The sequence below is a fragment of the Clostridium sp. CX1 genome (genome assembly GCF_025398335.1).
Taxonomy (GTDB): Bacteria; Bacillota; Clostridia; order Clostridiales; family Clostridiaceae; genus Clostridium_AM; species Clostridium_AM tanneri.
The window spans coordinates 26227-42007 of sequence record NZ_JAODOO010000015.1 but is presented as its reverse complement, the minus strand read 5'-3'; the positions used below and the strand labels follow the sequence as shown (position 1 = coordinate 42007).

Genomic DNA, 15781 nt, shown 5'->3' with positions numbered 1-15781 from the left:
TGTAAGTGTTATAAACTTCTTATTATAAAACCTTCTCTAAAAATGCCTTTGTTCTTGCTTCTCTTGGATAGGAAAAAATTTGCTCAGGATTTCCTTGTTCAACAATCTTTCCTCCATCCATAAATATAACTCTGTCAGCTACCTCTTTTGCAAAACCCATTTCATGAGTAACAACTACCATAGTCATTCCTTCTTTCGCTAGGTCCTTCATTACATTTAAAACTTCTCCAACAAGCTCAGGGTCTAGTGCTGATGTAGGTTCATCGAAGAGCATTATATCTGGATTCATAGCAAGTGCTCTTGCTATAGCAACTCTTTGTTTTTGTCCTCCAGAAAGTTTTGATGGATAATAATCTACTTTATCCTCAAGGCCAACCTTAGTTAAAAGCTTTTTAGCTCTTTCTAATACCTCACCTTTATTTTCTTTTTTAACCACAACTGGCGCCTCTGCTACATTTTGAATTGCTGTCATGTGAGGGAACAGATTAAAGTTTTGGAAAACCATTCCCATCTTAGTGGTAATATTTCTTATTGATTTCTTATCCTTTGGATTAAGTTCTTCTCCCTCAATAACTACCTTACCACCACTAATTTCCTCTAGATGGTTTAGACATCTTAGGAAAGTACTCTTACCTGAACCTGATGGTCCAATAACAACTAAAACCTCACCTTTTTTAACCTTTACGTTTAAGCCTTCAAAAACTGTAAGATCATTAAATTTTTTAGTTAAATTAGTAGCCTCTATCATATAACTCTTAGGTGAAAAATCTATACAATTATTTTGTAATGCACCTTCCATAAATCTCTTCCCCCTTATTAAAATAAGATGTATCACTTATCTATATTTAAATTCTCTTTGCTATCTATAATAATTAGATATATTTTTAGTAGACAGCCAATTTTCTTTCAAAGAATGAGAAAACTGCTGTAAATATTGTTGTCATAATAAGATATAATAAACCAGCTGTTAAAAATACCTCTATAGGCTTAAAGGTAGTTGCATACATTTGTTGAGCAGACCTCATCAGTTCTACCATAGCTATAGTTGATACCAAGGAGGTATCCTTAAGCATTGCAATAAACTCATTCCCTACTGGTGGTATTATTACCTTAAATGTCTGCGGTAATATTATTCTCTTCATAGTATCACCATAAGTAAAACCTAAAGCCTTGGCTGCTTCAAACTGTCCTTTATCTATAGACTGAATTCCACCTCTTATTATCTCCCCCATATATGCAGCGCAATTTAAACCTAGTCCAATAACTGCTGCCTGAAAGGGCGTTAACTTAACTCCTATAAAAGGTAGTCCATAGTAGAAAAAGAATAATTGTAATAACAGTGGTGTTCCCCTAAAAATCCATGTATAAAAGCTTGATATCCATCTTAATACTGGATTCTTCGCAAGCTTTAAAAGTGCAAGGAACACTCCTAATATGGTTCCCATAATTAAAGTAATAACAGTAAGCTCTACGGTCATTACACATCCTTTTAACAGAATAGGTAATGTATTTTTAACTACTTCTATTTCCACAATTCTCACGACCCTTCCCCTTAAAGTTCAAAATAATAAGTACAAAATTTAATTCTTATGTTGTAAATAATTATACAACATATATTATATTTATTCAATACATTTTTATAATTTTTATTCGTTTTTTTATGCACCTTTTTATCTGTTAGTTTAACATGTTATTGAATCAACTGATATGCAATCACTTCTGACAGAGAGCTACACTTAGACACAAAAAGGAATCTTCTAAATATCCTCTATACATTATTATGCATATTACTTAAAAAAGTTCACTAATCAATTAGTATAAATATAAAATTTTTAAAAGTATAAAAATGAGATTATTATTGCAAATATGTTTAAACAACAATGGTTAAAAATATAAAAATATCATAAAAAACCATTATATATATTGAAGTTGTTATCACCAATTTTAATATATTCAATTTTCATCATTTTTTTGTATAAAAATACAATTATTTGCCTTTTTTAACATTTTAAATCAGTATTATTGAAAATTAACCACAAAAGTTATATAATGTAAAATAATATCATTAAATTTTAGGAGGAAAATTATTATGAGTAAAAAGAAAAGAGGCTTTCCTACAGCCTTTACTGTACTATTTATAGTTTTAATTTTGGCAGCTATTCTTACCTACATAGTGCCAGCTGGTTCCTATTCAAAATTAAAGTATGATACAGATAAAAAGGTTTTCACAGTAACAAAACCAGATGGTTCTGTAGATGAAATGCCAAGTAAGCAAGGAACTTTAGATAAACTTGGAATTAAAGTCGATTTGGAAAAATTTGAGGACGGAAGCATCAGTAAGCCTGTGGCGATTCCAGGAACCTATGAAAAGGTAGCCCAAAACCCTCAAGGCCCAATAGATGTACTACAAGCTCCACTAAAAGGTGTTTATGACACAGTGGATATTATTTTGTTTGTATTTATTATAGGTGGATGTATTGGTGTATTAAATAACAGCGGAGCTTTTGATGCTGGTATTGCAAGCCTCTCCCGTGCTACAAAAGGTAAGGAATTTTTACTAATCGTTATTATAACAGTATTAATAGCTTTAGGAGGTACAACCTTTGGCTTGGCAGAAGAAACCATTGCCCTCTATCCAATACTAGTACCTGTCTTTATGGCAGCAGGCTATGATGCCATTGTCTGTATAGCTGCCCTTTATATGGGATCTTCCATAGGTACAATGTTTGCTACAGTAAGTCCTTTCTCATCAGTTATTGGTTCAAATGCAGCGGGAATAACCTTTACCGAAGGACTTACAATGAGAACAATAGGTTTAGTTATTGCAACAATAATAACTATTATCTATATAGTTAATTATGGTAAGAAAATTAAGAAGGATCCAACTAAATCACTAATATATGATCAAAAGGAAGAACTGGAAGAAAGGTTTTTGCAGGATCATACTAATAAAGAAATCCCTGAATTTACTTTTAGACGCAAACTAATGCTCTTAATATTTGGTGGTGCCTTCGCGGTAATGATTTGGGGTGTTTCCTCCCAAGAATGGTGGTTTACTGAAATGACTGCACTATTCCTAGCTGTTGGAATAATCCTTGGAGTACTCTCTGGTCTAGGAGAAAAGGAATTTGTCAATAAGTTTGTTGCCGGTGCTGCTGATTTAGTAAGTGTTGCACTAGTTGTAGGAGTTGCAAGAGCAATCAACCTAATAATGGAAAACGGTTTAATCTCCGATTCAATCCTTAACGCAGCATCAGGATCAGTTCAAGGAATGAACAAAAGCATATTCGTCATTGTGATGCTATTAATATTCATAATTCTTGGCTTCTTTATTCCATCTTCATCAGGCCTTGCAGTGCTATCTATGCCAATTATGGCTCCTCTTGCTGACGCTGTTGGTTTGAACAGAGATGTTATTGTAAGTGCATATCAATATGGACAAGGATTAATCGCATTTATAACTCCTACTGGACTTATCCTTGCTACCTTAGCCATGGTTGATGTAACTTACGACAAGTGGCTGAAATTTATAATGCCGCTAATGGGTTATATCGCAGTCTTCTCAGCTGTAATGCTGCTAATTCAAGCAGCCTTCTAAAAAAATGGAGAATGAAGGTTTAAACTCTTCATTCTCCATTATCCATTACTTCTATATCTAAGCATTATTTCTTTAAATAACTCAGCAGTTGTTGGCGGTGTATATGAAATCGCATTAGCTCCTGCTTCAATTGTTTCTTTTATACTTTCTTCAGTTTTTCCTCCAGTAGCCATTATTGGAAAATTAGGATGATCCCTTCTTATCTTTCTGATAATCTCTGGAGTTTTACTACCTGCAGATACATTAAATATTGTAGCTCCTGCCTTTATTCTTTTCTCAAAGTCTTCTTTTTCAGACGCTACTGTAACTATAATAGGAATATCTATAGTATCCCTCACCGCTTCTATAACCTCATTAGATGTAGGCGCATTTACTACAACTCCCATAGCACCCTTGAACTCAGCATCAAGAGCTAAGTTAACAACTCTTTTTCCCATAGTAAGTCCACCACCTACGCCACAAAAAATAGGTACATCAGAAGCAGCTACTAAAACTTCTGTAATTACCGGTTGCGGAGTGAATGGGTATACAGCCATTATGGCATCTGCATTAGTGTTTTTTATAACAGCAACATCTGTGGTAAATAGAAAAGACTTTAATCTCTTTCCAAAAACCTTAATGCCGCTTGCAGCTCTTATAGCTTCTGGAACAACTATTATTTTGTCTCTAAGAGTTCCCTTTATTTCTGGCACAAATTTACTTATCTTCTCGCTCATATTTTCCTCCAAAAAAACCTATTATATATTATTTTATCTTAACTGTCGAAAATATTCCATAGAAAAATATATAACAATATTTTTTTCATTTATTTGCCACAGAATTTATTAATACTAAAGATATTAATTTTATCAGGAGGTAGCAACAGTTGTTAATAAATATGACAAAGTATGACTTAAGCTGATAGATTAACCCTAATATTATTATTCGTTTAATATAGTTTAAGATGATGACTTTAATAATGCTGCGTAGCAGTTAACTGCCATGTGTCAAATCTATTTCTTGTGGTACTTCTTTAAAAATCATACAATACAAGTATCTTATAAAACCTTATTTCTAAAAATATGTTTCTAATAAAACAGTATTAATGCCGCTAGGAATCAGAATAATTATTATGTTAAAATGGATAAAATAGTAATTACATTAGTATTGATAATATATAAAAATAAATATTAGAGATTTAAAGGAAAGTAAGTGAGAAATTATTGAAACTAACAATAAAAGCACTGTTGATAAATCAAACAAAGAATCAAATTAAAATTATAGATAATATGATGTTGGTATTTTCTACTGCTATAAGATACTCTTTTAAGAGAATATTACAAGGTCATAAAATTGGAGATTTAGAAAAAGATGTAGCTTTTAAATTTAATCTTAATATAAGACAGGCAAAAGATGCAGTAGAAAGTGCAAGGCAAACTATTGTTTCACAAAAAGAATTAGTAAAAATGAATTATGAAAATTACGTTAAAAAGATTACTAAAATCGAAAATATTTTAAAGGATAGGAAGAAAAGTCTATCAGAAAAGAAACGAACTTCTTTGCTTAAAAAGTTAGATAGAAGACAAAGAAAAGCTAATTATTTTAAGGAATTCATCCATACTAATGCTATTCCACCTGTAGTTTTTGGAACTAAACAAATGTTTTTAAAAAGGTGCAAGGGTCTAATATCTAATGAAGAATGGAAAGCTTGCAGAAATAATCGTATATACTCAAGAGGAGATAAAACTAAAAAGGGTAATCCAAATTTAAGAGTAATAATAAATAATGGCATGAGTTATCTACAGATATCTACCCTTGAAAAAACTAAAAATAATAGAGCAGTAAAAATAGAGGTTCCTATATATTTGCCACAAAAGTTGTCTAAAAAAACTGGTAAGGTAAATGGAACTGATTATAGAAGCCTATTTTTAAATCATTTGGCTACTGGTGAAGCTTATCAAGTAGAAATGATTAAGAAAAAAGACAAATATTATTGCCATATAACCTTTGGATTAGCAAAATCAGATGAAGTATATACAGGACATAATGGCCTTATAGGTATAGATACCAATCCAGATGGTATTGCCTTAACTATGATAGATAACAAAGGTAACTACAAATGGCATACTTACTTGAAACAACATGAACTATTATATGCTAGAAGTAATAGAAGATTAAACTTATGTGGTGAATTAGTTAAGAAAGCTGTTTTAATAGCTAAAGCTTATAATTGTGGGTTAGTTATTGAGAACTTAAAATTCAAAAATGATAAAGATGTTCAACGTAAATTCGCAAGAGTAAAGCATGGATTTATATACTCAAAACTGCTGACAATGATTGAAACATCTTGTTATAAAGAGGGCATAGAATTACTTAAAATAAAACCACAGTATACAAGTAAAATAGGATTATATAAATATTGCCATCAATATGGAATGGAAGTCCATAATGGTGCTGCCATGGTAATAGCTAGACGAAGTTATAAGTTTAAAGAAAGAATACCTAGGATATTAAAAGATAAACTTATAGATAACATTGGGTTATTTAATCAAAAGAATGAATGGAGTAAATGGAATTATATAAATAAAATTATAAAGAGAAAGGTAGGTGAAAATCCTGATTCTTGGATAGTGAATAGGAAACAAATATTAGGAATAGCATAAATCTCAACCTTTAAGGTATAAGAACTGCCAGAGTACACCTAGAAGGAAAGGCTCTGGTGGAATAATATATTTGAGGAATGGGTAACACCCATAATCTTGCAGTACTTAAGCAGAGAGCCAAAATCTATGATTTTGTGCGAATCGGTTAAGCAGACACTCAAAATCATAGATTTTATAGTGGTCGCTTGCTCTTCGAGTACTCCTTTGAGGAACGAAAAGGAGTTTCCTTAAAGAAGGCTTAAGGCATTACTTTAATGTAAAGCGAGATTTTAAGATGGTTGTCTTAATCCTAGTAGTTGAATCCTGTGATACTACCGTTCTATTTGATTAATAGAACGAAAAACTATGAAAAATTCAGTTTGTCATAGTTTTAGAAATCAGGTACTTCTATGAACTTAAATTGGTCTTTAAAGGAACTTTACGAATCCTTTGAAAGTAAAAATTTTAAAGAGGACTTAAGGGAATGTGATAATTCTATACAAAATTTCATCCAGTGGGTAGAAACTTTCACTAAAGACTGTGATAACTTTATAAAAAATCTTGAAGAATTTATAAGGCTAAAAAGCCAACTGGAGGATTTATTTAGCAGGCTTTTTGCCTTTTGTCAGCTGAACTTAAGTGTTGAAACTAACAACAACGCAGCATTAAAAAACCTTGAAATATTAGAGCAAAAGTACGCCTCTCTTGCAGAAGCTGATGCAAAAATTAAAAAGTGGATTGGAAATACAAACAACCTAAATAACCTTATAGAACATTCTACTTTACTTAAGGAACACTCCTTTTATTTAAAGGAAATACAATTAAATAGTAAACATGTTTTAAGTGATAAAGAAGAGGCTGTAATTGCTAAAATGAAAAACACCGGCTCTAGCTCTTGGGCAAAATTAAGAGACCTGCTAACTTCCTCAGTAAAAGTTGATATAGAGCTTAATGGAGAGAAAAAACAGCTGCCACTTACAGTTATAAGAAACATGGCCTACGAAAAGGATGAGGAAACAAGAAGGAAGGCTTATGAAGCAGAACTAGATTCTTATAAAAAAATAGAAGAAGCTGTAGCTGCCTGCTTAAACGGAATAAAGGGAGAAGTCATAACAACATCAAAGCTTAGAGGCTATAAATCTCCCCTAGAAGAAGCACTAATAAATTCCAGAATGGATGAAGAAACTCTAGACGCAATGCTTGCTGCTATGAAGGAGAGCCTTCCTAGCTTTAGAAAATACTTTAAAAGAAAAGGGGAGCTGCTTCAGAAAAACAACGGACTTCCTTTCTACGATATCTTTGCCCCAATAGGTAAATCAAATATGGAATTCCCTTATGAAAAAGGTAAGGAATTTGTCTATGAAAACTTTAAAACCTTTAGTACTAAGCTCGCTGACTATGCTAAAAAAGCTTTTGATAATAACTGGATTGATGTAAAACCTAAAGAAGGTAAGGTAGGCGGTGCCTTCTGCTCTAATCTTCACAGCATAGGTGAAAGCAGAATTATGCTTAACTATGGAGATAAATTTGATGATGTAATTACCCTTGCTCATGAGCTTGGACACGGATATCACGGCGAATGCTTAAAGGATGAAGCTATTCTAAACAGCGATTATCCAATGCCTATTGCAGAGACTGCTTCAACCTTTTGTGAAACTATAGTTAAAAAGGCTGCAGTTAAAAATGCTTCGAAAGAAGAAGCCTTTACCATATTAGAAAGCGAAATAGGTGACTACGCTCAAATAATTGTAGATATATACAGCCGATTCTACTTTGAAAGTGAAGTATTTAAGAGAAGGGAAATCAGTTCCTTATCTCCTTTAGAATTAAATGAAATTATGATAGAAGCTCAAAAATATACTTATGGTGATGGTCTTGATGAAAAGTATCTCCATCCTTATATGTGGATATGTAAGCCTCATTACTATGATGCAGACTATAATTTCTATAACTTCCCTTATGCCTTTGGATTGTTATTTGCTAAAGGTCTGTATGCAGAATACTTAAAAAGAGGAGAGGCCTTTATAGAGGATTATGATAAGCTTTTAAAAGCTACCGGGAAAATGAACCTTGCAGATGTGGCTAAGCTTATGAATATTAATATTAAGAACATAGAGTTCTGGAGAAGTTCCTTAAGAATTATGGAAGAAGATATTAATAAGTTTATGAAGTTAAGTGAGGAGTATCTGTAAAATCATAAATATTATATATATTTAATAAGCAGGTTTGTTTCTGCTAGTATTGTTAACATTTATTCTGGTACTTATAGAAAAAATAGTAGCCTCTCCAACGCAAATGGATGCTACTATTTTTTATTTATCTCCATACATTCACAGCCTCTAAATAATATCTTAAAAGCTGAGGTCTTACTAGGGTATTTGTCATTATATCCTTCTTATCCACCATTTCATCCTTACTAAACTTAAATAATCTATCTACAGTTTCACTATTCAAAAACTTTGTCTCTACACCTAATTTAATATCTTCAACATCTATGGGTACCTTTGTTACCAACTGAAAGCCCCAATCTCCAAAGGTTGGCACCTCTACGTGATATGGAATTACATTAAAACCTTCCTCTTCAATAGTCTTATTTATACACCAATACGCTTGTCTTGCATAGTATGGACTTGTTGATTGTACCGACATAGCCCCTGTCTTAGCTAAATTATTACCACATAATCTATAAAATACACTAGTATACAGTTTGTTTAAGCTTTCATTATTCGGATCTGGTAAATCTACTATTATTACATCATAGATTTCTTTATTCCCTTCCACAAATTTAAAAGCATCATTATATACAAGCTCTACCTTTTTATCACTTAAGGATTGGTTATTTAGTTTTACAATATGGGGATTTGTACTGCTTAGCTGTACCATTTCCTTGTCTAAATCCACTAAGGTGATTTTTTTAACCTGTGGATATTTCAATATCTCTCTAACAGCAAGACCATCTCCACCGCCTAATACAAGAACCTTTTCTGTTTTCTTAGCCACATTCATTGGTATATGTACCAAGGTCTCGTGATATCTATATTCATCACTGGCGGAGAACTGTATATTGCCGTTTATAAACAACCGCAAATCGTCCTTGTGTTTTGTAACTACAATATTTTGATACTTAGTTTGCTTGGATAAAATTATCTTGTCTCTATAGAGCTTTCCTTCTATAGAGCTGGCTATACTATCAGAAAAAATTGTTCCGATAAACATTAATATGAATAATACTATAGAGATTATTTTAAAACTTTTTAAGTTTTTAATATATTCTTTATAGCCATAAATTATAACAAGAGAAACTACTATATTTAAAGCTCCTATCAAAAAAGCAGTAGTAAAGTATCCAAACTTGGGAAGCAGTACTAACGGAAAGGCTATGGAGCCTATTAATGCTCCTATATAGTCGAAACTAAATATAGTAGACAAGGTCACCCTCAAGTTTTTTGTGTTATCTTCTATAACCCTGGTTAACAAGGGTATCTCAAGTCCTACCAAGGTGCCTATACCAATTATTTCTAGGTACATTATTAATTCATAGCTTTTAATATAAATATTTGAGAGGAATAGCACTAAGGTACTTATCCCTCCCAACACTCCTACAGCTATTTCTACAACAACAAACCAATCAAAAAGTTTGCTTTTAATATGTTTAGATAGATATGAACCTAGCCCCATGGCGCTCATGTATAGACCTATAGTTATGGAAAATTGTTTTATACTGTCTCCTACTAAAAATGAACTAACGGAACTAATCAATACCTCATAAATAATGGAGCAGCCTGAAATTATTAAGGTTGTTAACATTAGTAATTTGTAATTGAACTTTTTAACTTCATTCACTTGTATCACCTGCACCCTCTTATATTTAGTTAAATATGTCCGAGTTTTTAGGATATAGAGGCGCTTTAAGAATTTAAATTTCTATATGTCTATTTATATATGAAATTCTTTAAAACTACTATAATCTTTCTAATAAATAGCACCACTTATTACTATTGACAACCCTATAAACAATCCCATAACCATCAACCCTGCCGCAGGATTTCCCTCTGCTATCTCCTTATTTAGGTTGTATTTCTTATTCATTGCCAGCATAGCCAAATATCCTAGGATACAGGCAGCAATTCCAAGAAAGAAGTATATCATTGTACCCATTATTCCTTCTAATAAAGTAGCCGTTGAAGTTCCTATTACCGGAGACATTATTGCCCCCTTTAGAATTATTCCCACTCCAATATATATGCCTGCTGTTATATAGCCTACTGCCACATTTTTATTTTTTATTTCTGTTGGGAAATGGCAAGGTATAACTACATCCACTAGAAAAGTTCCCAAGCTCATTAAAACTATTCCTATTCCACAATACATTATGGTATTTAGTATATCATGCATTTATAAACCCCCTTTCTTTATTTACCTGAACTAATTCCATCCCCTGATGATGACCTAGAGTTTACACTGCTCTGTCTTATGCTGTCAGAATATATTTTATATTTATTGCTGCTGCTTGGTGAAAAATTTCCACTTTTGTAATCACTATTGCTATTGCTTGGTGAGAAATTACCACTCTTATAATCACTATTGCTATTACTTGGTGAGAAATTACCACTCTTGTAATCACTATAGCCATTTTTTAAATCCTTATACCTGATTTGATCTTGGCTGTAGCCTCTGTTATAATAGTAGCTTCTGTAGTAGTTATTTGTGCTGCTGCTCCCACTATACACTGTAGTTCTACTTGAATAAACATACTCTCTTGAACTAACCTGTATCAATGTCTTTGAGTCCTTACTTGTATAAACTAATGCCATTTCATCCTTTGTTAATAACCCTACTGTACCATCCTCTTGATTTTCTTGGACGTCCTCTATGTTTCCTTCTAGCCCAGATATAATTAACTTAGCTGCTTCCTCTACTGTCATATTTCCAGAGTACACATTAGCCTTTTTACTTTGGTCTAAATCCGAAGTTATAGAAGTCTCATATTTAAAGTCACTGTTTGAAGCTATAAACTTAGATAGTCTGTTATCCTTGTTGTTTAACACACAGGACCTTAGAGTTAATATTATTGTTATAAGAGCAAAAATAGTCATAAATACAAGCTTTACATCTATTTTGTTTTTCTTAGTACTGTTTAGTATAGATGGGTTATACTTATTAATAGGTTCCTCTTCTAGTTTCTGAATATCTCTTTCCTTTATATAATACCCCTTTGAAAACTCCTGCTGTCCGCCCCAATTCTCTACTGATATTAACAATGTTTCTGTAATATCCTCGTACTCCTTATAAAATACTTCTTCCCCTAGATCTACATCTACATTTCCTCTATAGTCTTCTACCTTCGCTGACTTATTTTCTGTTTCTTTATATTCCTTACTTTTAATATTCTCTTCTAGAAACCCTTTGCTGTAGGACTCTTCACTATAAACAGCGTACTGGTTATTTAATTTGTCAACAGTTAACCATCGTATTTGAAAATTTTCTTTACTTTTCAGTTTATATTCAGTCCATGTTGCGCCATCGGAATCTCTAAATACTATGTATCCATCTATAGTAAATTTTAATCCCTTTATCTTAATACCAGACCCTAAGTCTAGTGATATATTACTATTAACCATCCCATCTCACCTGCCTTTTACTACCCCTTATTATCTAATTGGAATAATCTTTAAGCTTATACTAATATTATACATTATTAACGGAATATATCCATTATTTCTCATTAGTTTTCTTTCCAAATCCTGAGATATTATTATAGGGTAGTTGAATAATTAATAATCCATTCCCTTTAATTATGATGTACAACTTATGTAAACACTAGGCTGTTTTTGAGTATTCTTCTTTTATAATGAATTTCTTACGAGACACTTTGCTACCGGTTATATATTCTGAAAAAGGAATAAAACTAATTAGCTTAATAAAAACAGGGGTTACTACTACTGTTATAATTAAGGTTAAAACTCCTACTATAAGGTAATTTCTAGTATTGAATCTTATCATAATATCATTGGCAACATAGTTTATAACAATAACATGTGCCATATATGAAGCAAAGGAATAATCGCCGATAAATTTCATTGACTTATAAACCTTAACTTTTTCTACAAGTTTAACCGAGATCAAGTAAAATGCTAATATAGAAACTATCATATATAACAAGGATAGTATTCTCACATATTTCACTTTATTTATCTCATTTAGATAAGCATATATAAACAGCAGTCCATAAGCTCCATATATACCAACCTTAAATTCTACAAGTTTTTTCTTAATATACCCATAATTTAAAGCTAAGTACACTCCTAACACAAAGTATATAAACCAAAATAATATAGATATATTTATAATTCTCTGCTGTACTTCTGTAGGCGTTCCAAATATAAACCTCGCTGTGTTATCAGAAATAACTGACTGATACTTTGATATTTGATAATATAAACATAGTAATAGAACAAAGATGCTTGTCCTAATTTTAATATCTAAAGAATGTATTCTTTTAGCAATCCAAAGTAGTATAGGAAATATAAGATATAGTCCTAGAGCCATTCCCATATACCAAAGATGAAAGGCTCCATTTCCTGCAATAACCTGAACTATAAAGTCCTTAAACCTCTCTTCATTCCCAAGTTTAATCATATTTATTGCAGACCACATGACGTAAGGTATAAGTATGTATTTTATTCTTTTTGCATAATACTTTTTCCAATCAAAGTTGTTGAAACTTACATAAAAAAGAGCTACTGCACTGATAAACAAAAACATAGGCACTGCTGGTTTACCCATAACATACATAATCTTCATTACTGTATAGCTAGAGTATGGAAGTCCCTTAATATTAGAAAATCCCCCTAAGGTATGCTGTACTACAACAAATATAAATGCTATTCCTCTCAAAATATCAATTTCATTTAGTCTTTCTCGTTTCATATTTTACCAATGTTCCTTTCTTAAAATCCTGCTTACAATTGATTTTCAACAGTTTAAACTCATACTGCTTATTCTAACATACTTTTATTTATTTTTAAAAATTTATGTCACAGTTTACACCCAAATCAATTAGTAGAATCTCTTTATTACCCCATTGACTTATTACAACCAATAGAGTATAATTTCAATAATTTAATATCTGCATAACGAAGATTTGTGGTATTCTACATTTCGGAGTATAAGAAATAAAAGCTGCGATAAGAACTAGTAGCAATCAGTATACCAAACAGAAAGTTACCGCATGATGAGAGGTGCATGGTTAGCGATTGTGAATACATCTTTGAGCTTCGCACCGAATAGTTTTTCTTAGTAGGCTGCGACGGAGCATCTTCACCCGTTATCGTGATAAAGTATCTCATCTTATGGTGACGTACTTGATAAGGTAAGCAATGTGAGTTGTTTATAAATTTAAGGTGGTAACACGAATTTTATCTCGTCCTTTTTCTAAAGGGCGAGTTTTTTATTGCCTACTTTTATCTTCTTATAGACCTTGCTAATATTAAAAATAATATTTTCAGGGAGATGTTAAATATGCTAACAGCAAAGGAACAGATGAGAATTATCTGCAAAGGGGTACACACCCTTGTAAACCAGGAAGAGTTACTAGCAAAACTGGAAAAATCATTGGAGCAGAACAAACCTCTAACCATCAAATTGGGACTTGACCCTTCGGCACCGGATATTCATCTAGGGCATGCAGTAGTTCTCCGTAAGATCAAACAAATGCAGGACTTAGGACACCGTGCAGTAATTATCATTGGTGATTTCACCGGTAGAATTGGTGATCCAACAGGAAAGTCTAAGGGCAGAGTGGCTCTAACTGATGAACAGGTAAAGGAAAATGCCAAAACCTATTGTCAGCAAATCTTTAAAGTGCTTGATACGGAAAAAACAGAGGTTCGTTTTAATAGCGAATGGCTTTCTAAACTTAACTTTGAGGATGTTATCAAGTTAGCCGCTACTACTACCGTTGCAAGAATTTTAGAACGAGATGATTTTCAAAAGAGATATGAAAATCAGATTCCAATAGGAATTCATGAATTTTTCTATCCTCTAATGCAGGCATATGATTCTGTTGAACTTAAAGCTGATATGGAATTAGGTGGAACAGACCAAACCTTTAATATTCTTATGGGCAGAACCCTTCAGAAAACATTAGGTCAGGAGCAGCAAATTGCAATCTTTATGCCTATCCTTGAAGGTCTAGATGGTGTGGAAAAGATGAGTAAAAGCCTTGGTAATTATATCGGCGTTAGCGAACCTGCAGAGGTAATGTTTAAGAAGGTTATGGAAGTTCCTGATGAACTTATTATTAAATATTTTGAGTTAACTACTGATGAGCATCCTGATAAAATTGATAAAATCAAAACAGAACTAGATAATGGTGCAAATCCTAAGGATATTAAATATCTCTTAGCTAAAATTATTACATCACTTTATCATAGTCCAGAGGATGTGTCAAAAGCAGTTGACTATTATGATATAGCATTCAGTAAAAAATCTATTCCTGATGACATTCCAGAACTCTTAATAGAAACAGGAAAAGATACTATTTTCGATGTTATCCCTAAACTGATGGAGATGGACTTTGTAAAGAGTAAAAGTGAATTTATGAGATTGTTAACCCAAGGCGGGGTTCAGTTAAACGGTGAAAAACTGACATCATGTCATAGAGACAGAGTAATAACTTGCGGCGATGTGATGAAAATCGGAAAGAAGCGCTTTGTAAAGCTTATAAAATAACAGCTGCTTTAATACCATTATTTATATTAAGGGGGTTATGCACATGGAAGATTACAATATTGTAAAAAATGACTTTAATAAAATTTCACAACTTGAAGAGTTAAAATGGGATCATAATAATTGCTATTTTAAACAGCTCTTAAAACTTGTGTCAAATAATATAGAAACTTGCCTTGACATCGGTTGTGGTAAAGGCGAACTTTCATTTTTACTGTCTCAAAGATCAAAGGCTGTTATTGCAGTTGACCTTGCTGATAAGATGATTGAAAAGGCAAAAATTTTACACCCAAATAAAAATATCGAATACATTTGTGAAAACATTCTTGATATGGAGTTTAAAAATAATAGTATTGATGTTATCATTACAACAGCAACAGCACATCATTTACCTTATGAATGGCTTTTATCTTTTGCCAAAGATAAGCTTAAGAAGGGTGGAAAGCTGATTATACTAGACCTTGCAAAAGCTGAGTCATTCACCGATTATGTTATATGGACCAGTGCTTTTTTTCCTAATATTATAATGAATTTAATAAAGAATGGCAGGTTACAGAAAGATGATGCTCATTCAAAAGAAGTTTGGCAAAGACATGGCAAACATGATACCTATATGACAATAAGAGAGATAAAGGCTTTAGTTAAAAAGCATATACCAACAGCCATAGTTAAACGTAAGCTCTTCTGGAGATATTTATTGGTATGGGAAAACCATATATAGAACATTACTTTTGCTTGAAAAAATACAGAACAAATAAAGTGCACCTCCAATGTTAGATAGAAATCTAATATTTAGAGGTGCATTTTTTATGGTAGAGCATCTACTAAAAAT

The 15781-nt window shown here is 32.2% G+C and carries 12 protein-coding genes and 1 other annotated feature; of the genes, 5 read left to right on the top strand and 7 right to left on the bottom strand.

The features are described from left to right. Nucleotides 1-22 precede the first annotated feature (22 nt). Together N4T77_RS15370 and N4T77_RS15365 are read right to left on the bottom strand one after the other, a co-directional pair. Nucleotides 23-799: an amino acid ABC transporter ATP-binding protein gene (locus N4T77_RS15370; RefSeq protein WP_315903177.1), complete on the bottom strand. Its 777-nt coding sequence runs from the start codon at nucleotides 797-799 to the stop codon at nucleotides 23-25. 85 nt (nucleotides 800-884) lie between these two features. Next, nucleotides 885-1532 (bottom strand): amino acid ABC transporter permease, encoded by a 648-nt coding sequence (locus N4T77_RS15365; RefSeq protein ID WP_261672778.1) that lies wholly within the window; start codon nucleotides 1530-1532, stop codon nucleotides 885-887. Nucleotides 1533-2089: 557 nt separating this feature from the next. On the opposite strand from N4T77_RS15365, the gene N4T77_RS15360 reads away from it, so the two are divergent. Beyond that, complete coding sequence (locus N4T77_RS15360; RefSeq protein ID WP_261672715.1) at nucleotides 2090-3598, top strand: YfcC family protein; 1509 nt, start codon at nucleotides 2090-2092, stop codon at nucleotides 3596-3598. A gap of 38 nt (nucleotides 3599-3636) precedes the next feature. Here the strand turns inward: N4T77_RS15360 and N4T77_RS15355 are convergent, their stop codons facing one another. Further along, on the bottom strand, nucleotides 3637-4314 hold the full coding sequence (locus N4T77_RS15355) for a hydrolase (RefSeq protein WP_261672714.1): 678 nt from the start codon (nucleotides 4312-4314) through the stop codon (nucleotides 3637-3639). A 510-nt stretch (nucleotides 4315-4824) separates the two neighbouring features. Between N4T77_RS15355 and N4T77_RS15350 the strand changes: the two genes are divergently transcribed. Both N4T77_RS15350 and N4T77_RS15345 read left to right on the top strand, forming a co-directional pair. Beyond that, on the top strand, nucleotides 4825-6240 hold the full coding sequence (locus tag N4T77_RS15350; RefSeq protein WP_261672713.1) for an IS200/IS605 family accessory protein TnpB-related protein: 1416 nt from the start codon (nucleotides 4825-4827) through the stop codon (nucleotides 6238-6240). A 389-nt stretch (nucleotides 6241-6629) separates the two neighbouring features. Then, nucleotides 6630-8411: a M3 family oligoendopeptidase gene (locus tag N4T77_RS15345; protein WP_261672712.1), complete on the top strand. Its 1782-nt coding sequence runs from the start codon at nucleotides 6630-6632 to the stop codon at nucleotides 8409-8411. Between the two features lie 124 nt (nucleotides 8412-8535). Here the strand turns inward: N4T77_RS15345 and N4T77_RS15340 are convergent, their stop codons facing one another. From N4T77_RS15340 to N4T77_RS15325, 4 genes are all read right to left on the bottom strand, one after another. Beyond that, a complete protein-coding gene (locus N4T77_RS15340) occupies nucleotides 8536-10062 on the bottom strand; it encodes a polyamine aminopropyltransferase (RefSeq protein ID WP_261672711.1) in 1527 nt (508 codons plus the stop codon). A 129-nt stretch (nucleotides 10063-10191) separates the two neighbouring features. After that, complete coding sequence (locus N4T77_RS15335) at nucleotides 10192-10614, bottom strand: DUF350 domain-containing protein (protein WP_261672710.1); 423 nt, start codon at nucleotides 10612-10614, stop codon at nucleotides 10192-10194. 17 nt (nucleotides 10615-10631) lie between these two features. Further along, nucleotides 10632-11840 carry a DUF4178 domain-containing protein gene (locus tag N4T77_RS15330; RefSeq protein ID WP_261672709.1) on the bottom strand — a complete coding sequence of 403 codons (1209 nt, stop codon included), beginning with the start codon at nucleotides 11838-11840 and terminating at the stop codon, nucleotides 10632-10634. Between the two features lie 199 nt (nucleotides 11841-12039). After that, the gene (locus N4T77_RS15325; RefSeq protein WP_261672708.1) at nucleotides 12040-13149 is read right to left on the bottom strand and encodes an acyltransferase; all 1110 of its coding nucleotides are present in this window, start codon (nucleotides 13147-13149) and stop codon (nucleotides 12040-12042) included. A 245-nt stretch (nucleotides 13150-13394) separates the two neighbouring features. Further along, nucleotides 13395-13653: a binding site (T-box leader), on the top strand. Nucleotides 13654-13740: 87 nt separating this feature from the next. Between N4T77_RS15325 and tyrS the strand changes: the two genes are divergently transcribed. Both tyrS and N4T77_RS15315 read left to right on the top strand, forming a co-directional pair. After that, a complete protein-coding gene (gene tyrS / locus N4T77_RS15320; protein ID WP_261672707.1) occupies nucleotides 13741-14952 on the top strand; it encodes a tyrosine--tRNA ligase in 1212 nt (403 codons plus the stop codon). 43 nt (nucleotides 14953-14995) lie between these two features. Continuing rightward, the gene (locus tag N4T77_RS15315; protein ID WP_261672706.1) at nucleotides 14996-15670 is read left to right on the top strand and encodes a bifunctional 2-polyprenyl-6-hydroxyphenol methylase/3-demethylubiquinol 3-O-methyltransferase UbiG; all 675 of its coding nucleotides are present in this window, start codon (nucleotides 14996-14998) and stop codon (nucleotides 15668-15670) included. The last annotated feature ends 111 nt before the right edge of the window (nucleotides 15671-15781 follow it).

What these genes read in the sequence shown, in the direction of transcription:
- N4T77_RS15330 (WP_261672709.1), bottom strand. Translation starts at nt 11,840, where the DNA reads ATGGTTAATAGTAATATATCACTAGACTTAGGGTCTGGTATTAAGATA.
- N4T77_RS15370 (WP_315903177.1), bottom strand. Translation starts at nt 799, where the DNA reads ATGGAAGGTGCATTACAAAATAATTGTATAGATTTTTCACCTAAGAGT.
- tyrS (WP_261672707.1), top strand. Translation starts at nt 13,741, where the DNA reads ATGCTAACAGCAAAGGAACAGATGAGAATTATCTGCAAAGGGGTACAC.
- N4T77_RS15355 (WP_261672714.1), bottom strand. Translation starts at nt 4,314, where the DNA reads ATGAGCGAGAAGATAAGTAAATTTGTGCCAGAAATAAAGGGAACTCTT.
- N4T77_RS15315 (WP_261672706.1), top strand. Translation starts at nt 14,996, where the DNA reads ATGGAAGATTACAATATTGTAAAAAATGACTTTAATAAAATTTCACAA.
- N4T77_RS15360 (WP_261672715.1), top strand. Translation starts at nt 2,090, where the DNA reads ATGAGTAAAAAGAAAAGAGGCTTTCCTACAGCCTTTACTGTACTATTT.
- N4T77_RS15335 (WP_261672710.1), bottom strand. Translation starts at nt 10,614, where the DNA reads ATGCATGATATACTAAATACCATAATGTATTGTGGAATAGGAATAGTT.
- N4T77_RS15345 (WP_261672712.1), top strand. Translation starts at nt 6,630, where the DNA reads ATGAACTTAAATTGGTCTTTAAAGGAACTTTACGAATCCTTTGAAAGT.
- N4T77_RS15325 (WP_261672708.1), bottom strand. Translation starts at nt 13,149, where the DNA reads ATGAAACGAGAAAGACTAAATGAAATTGATATTTTGAGAGGAATAGCA.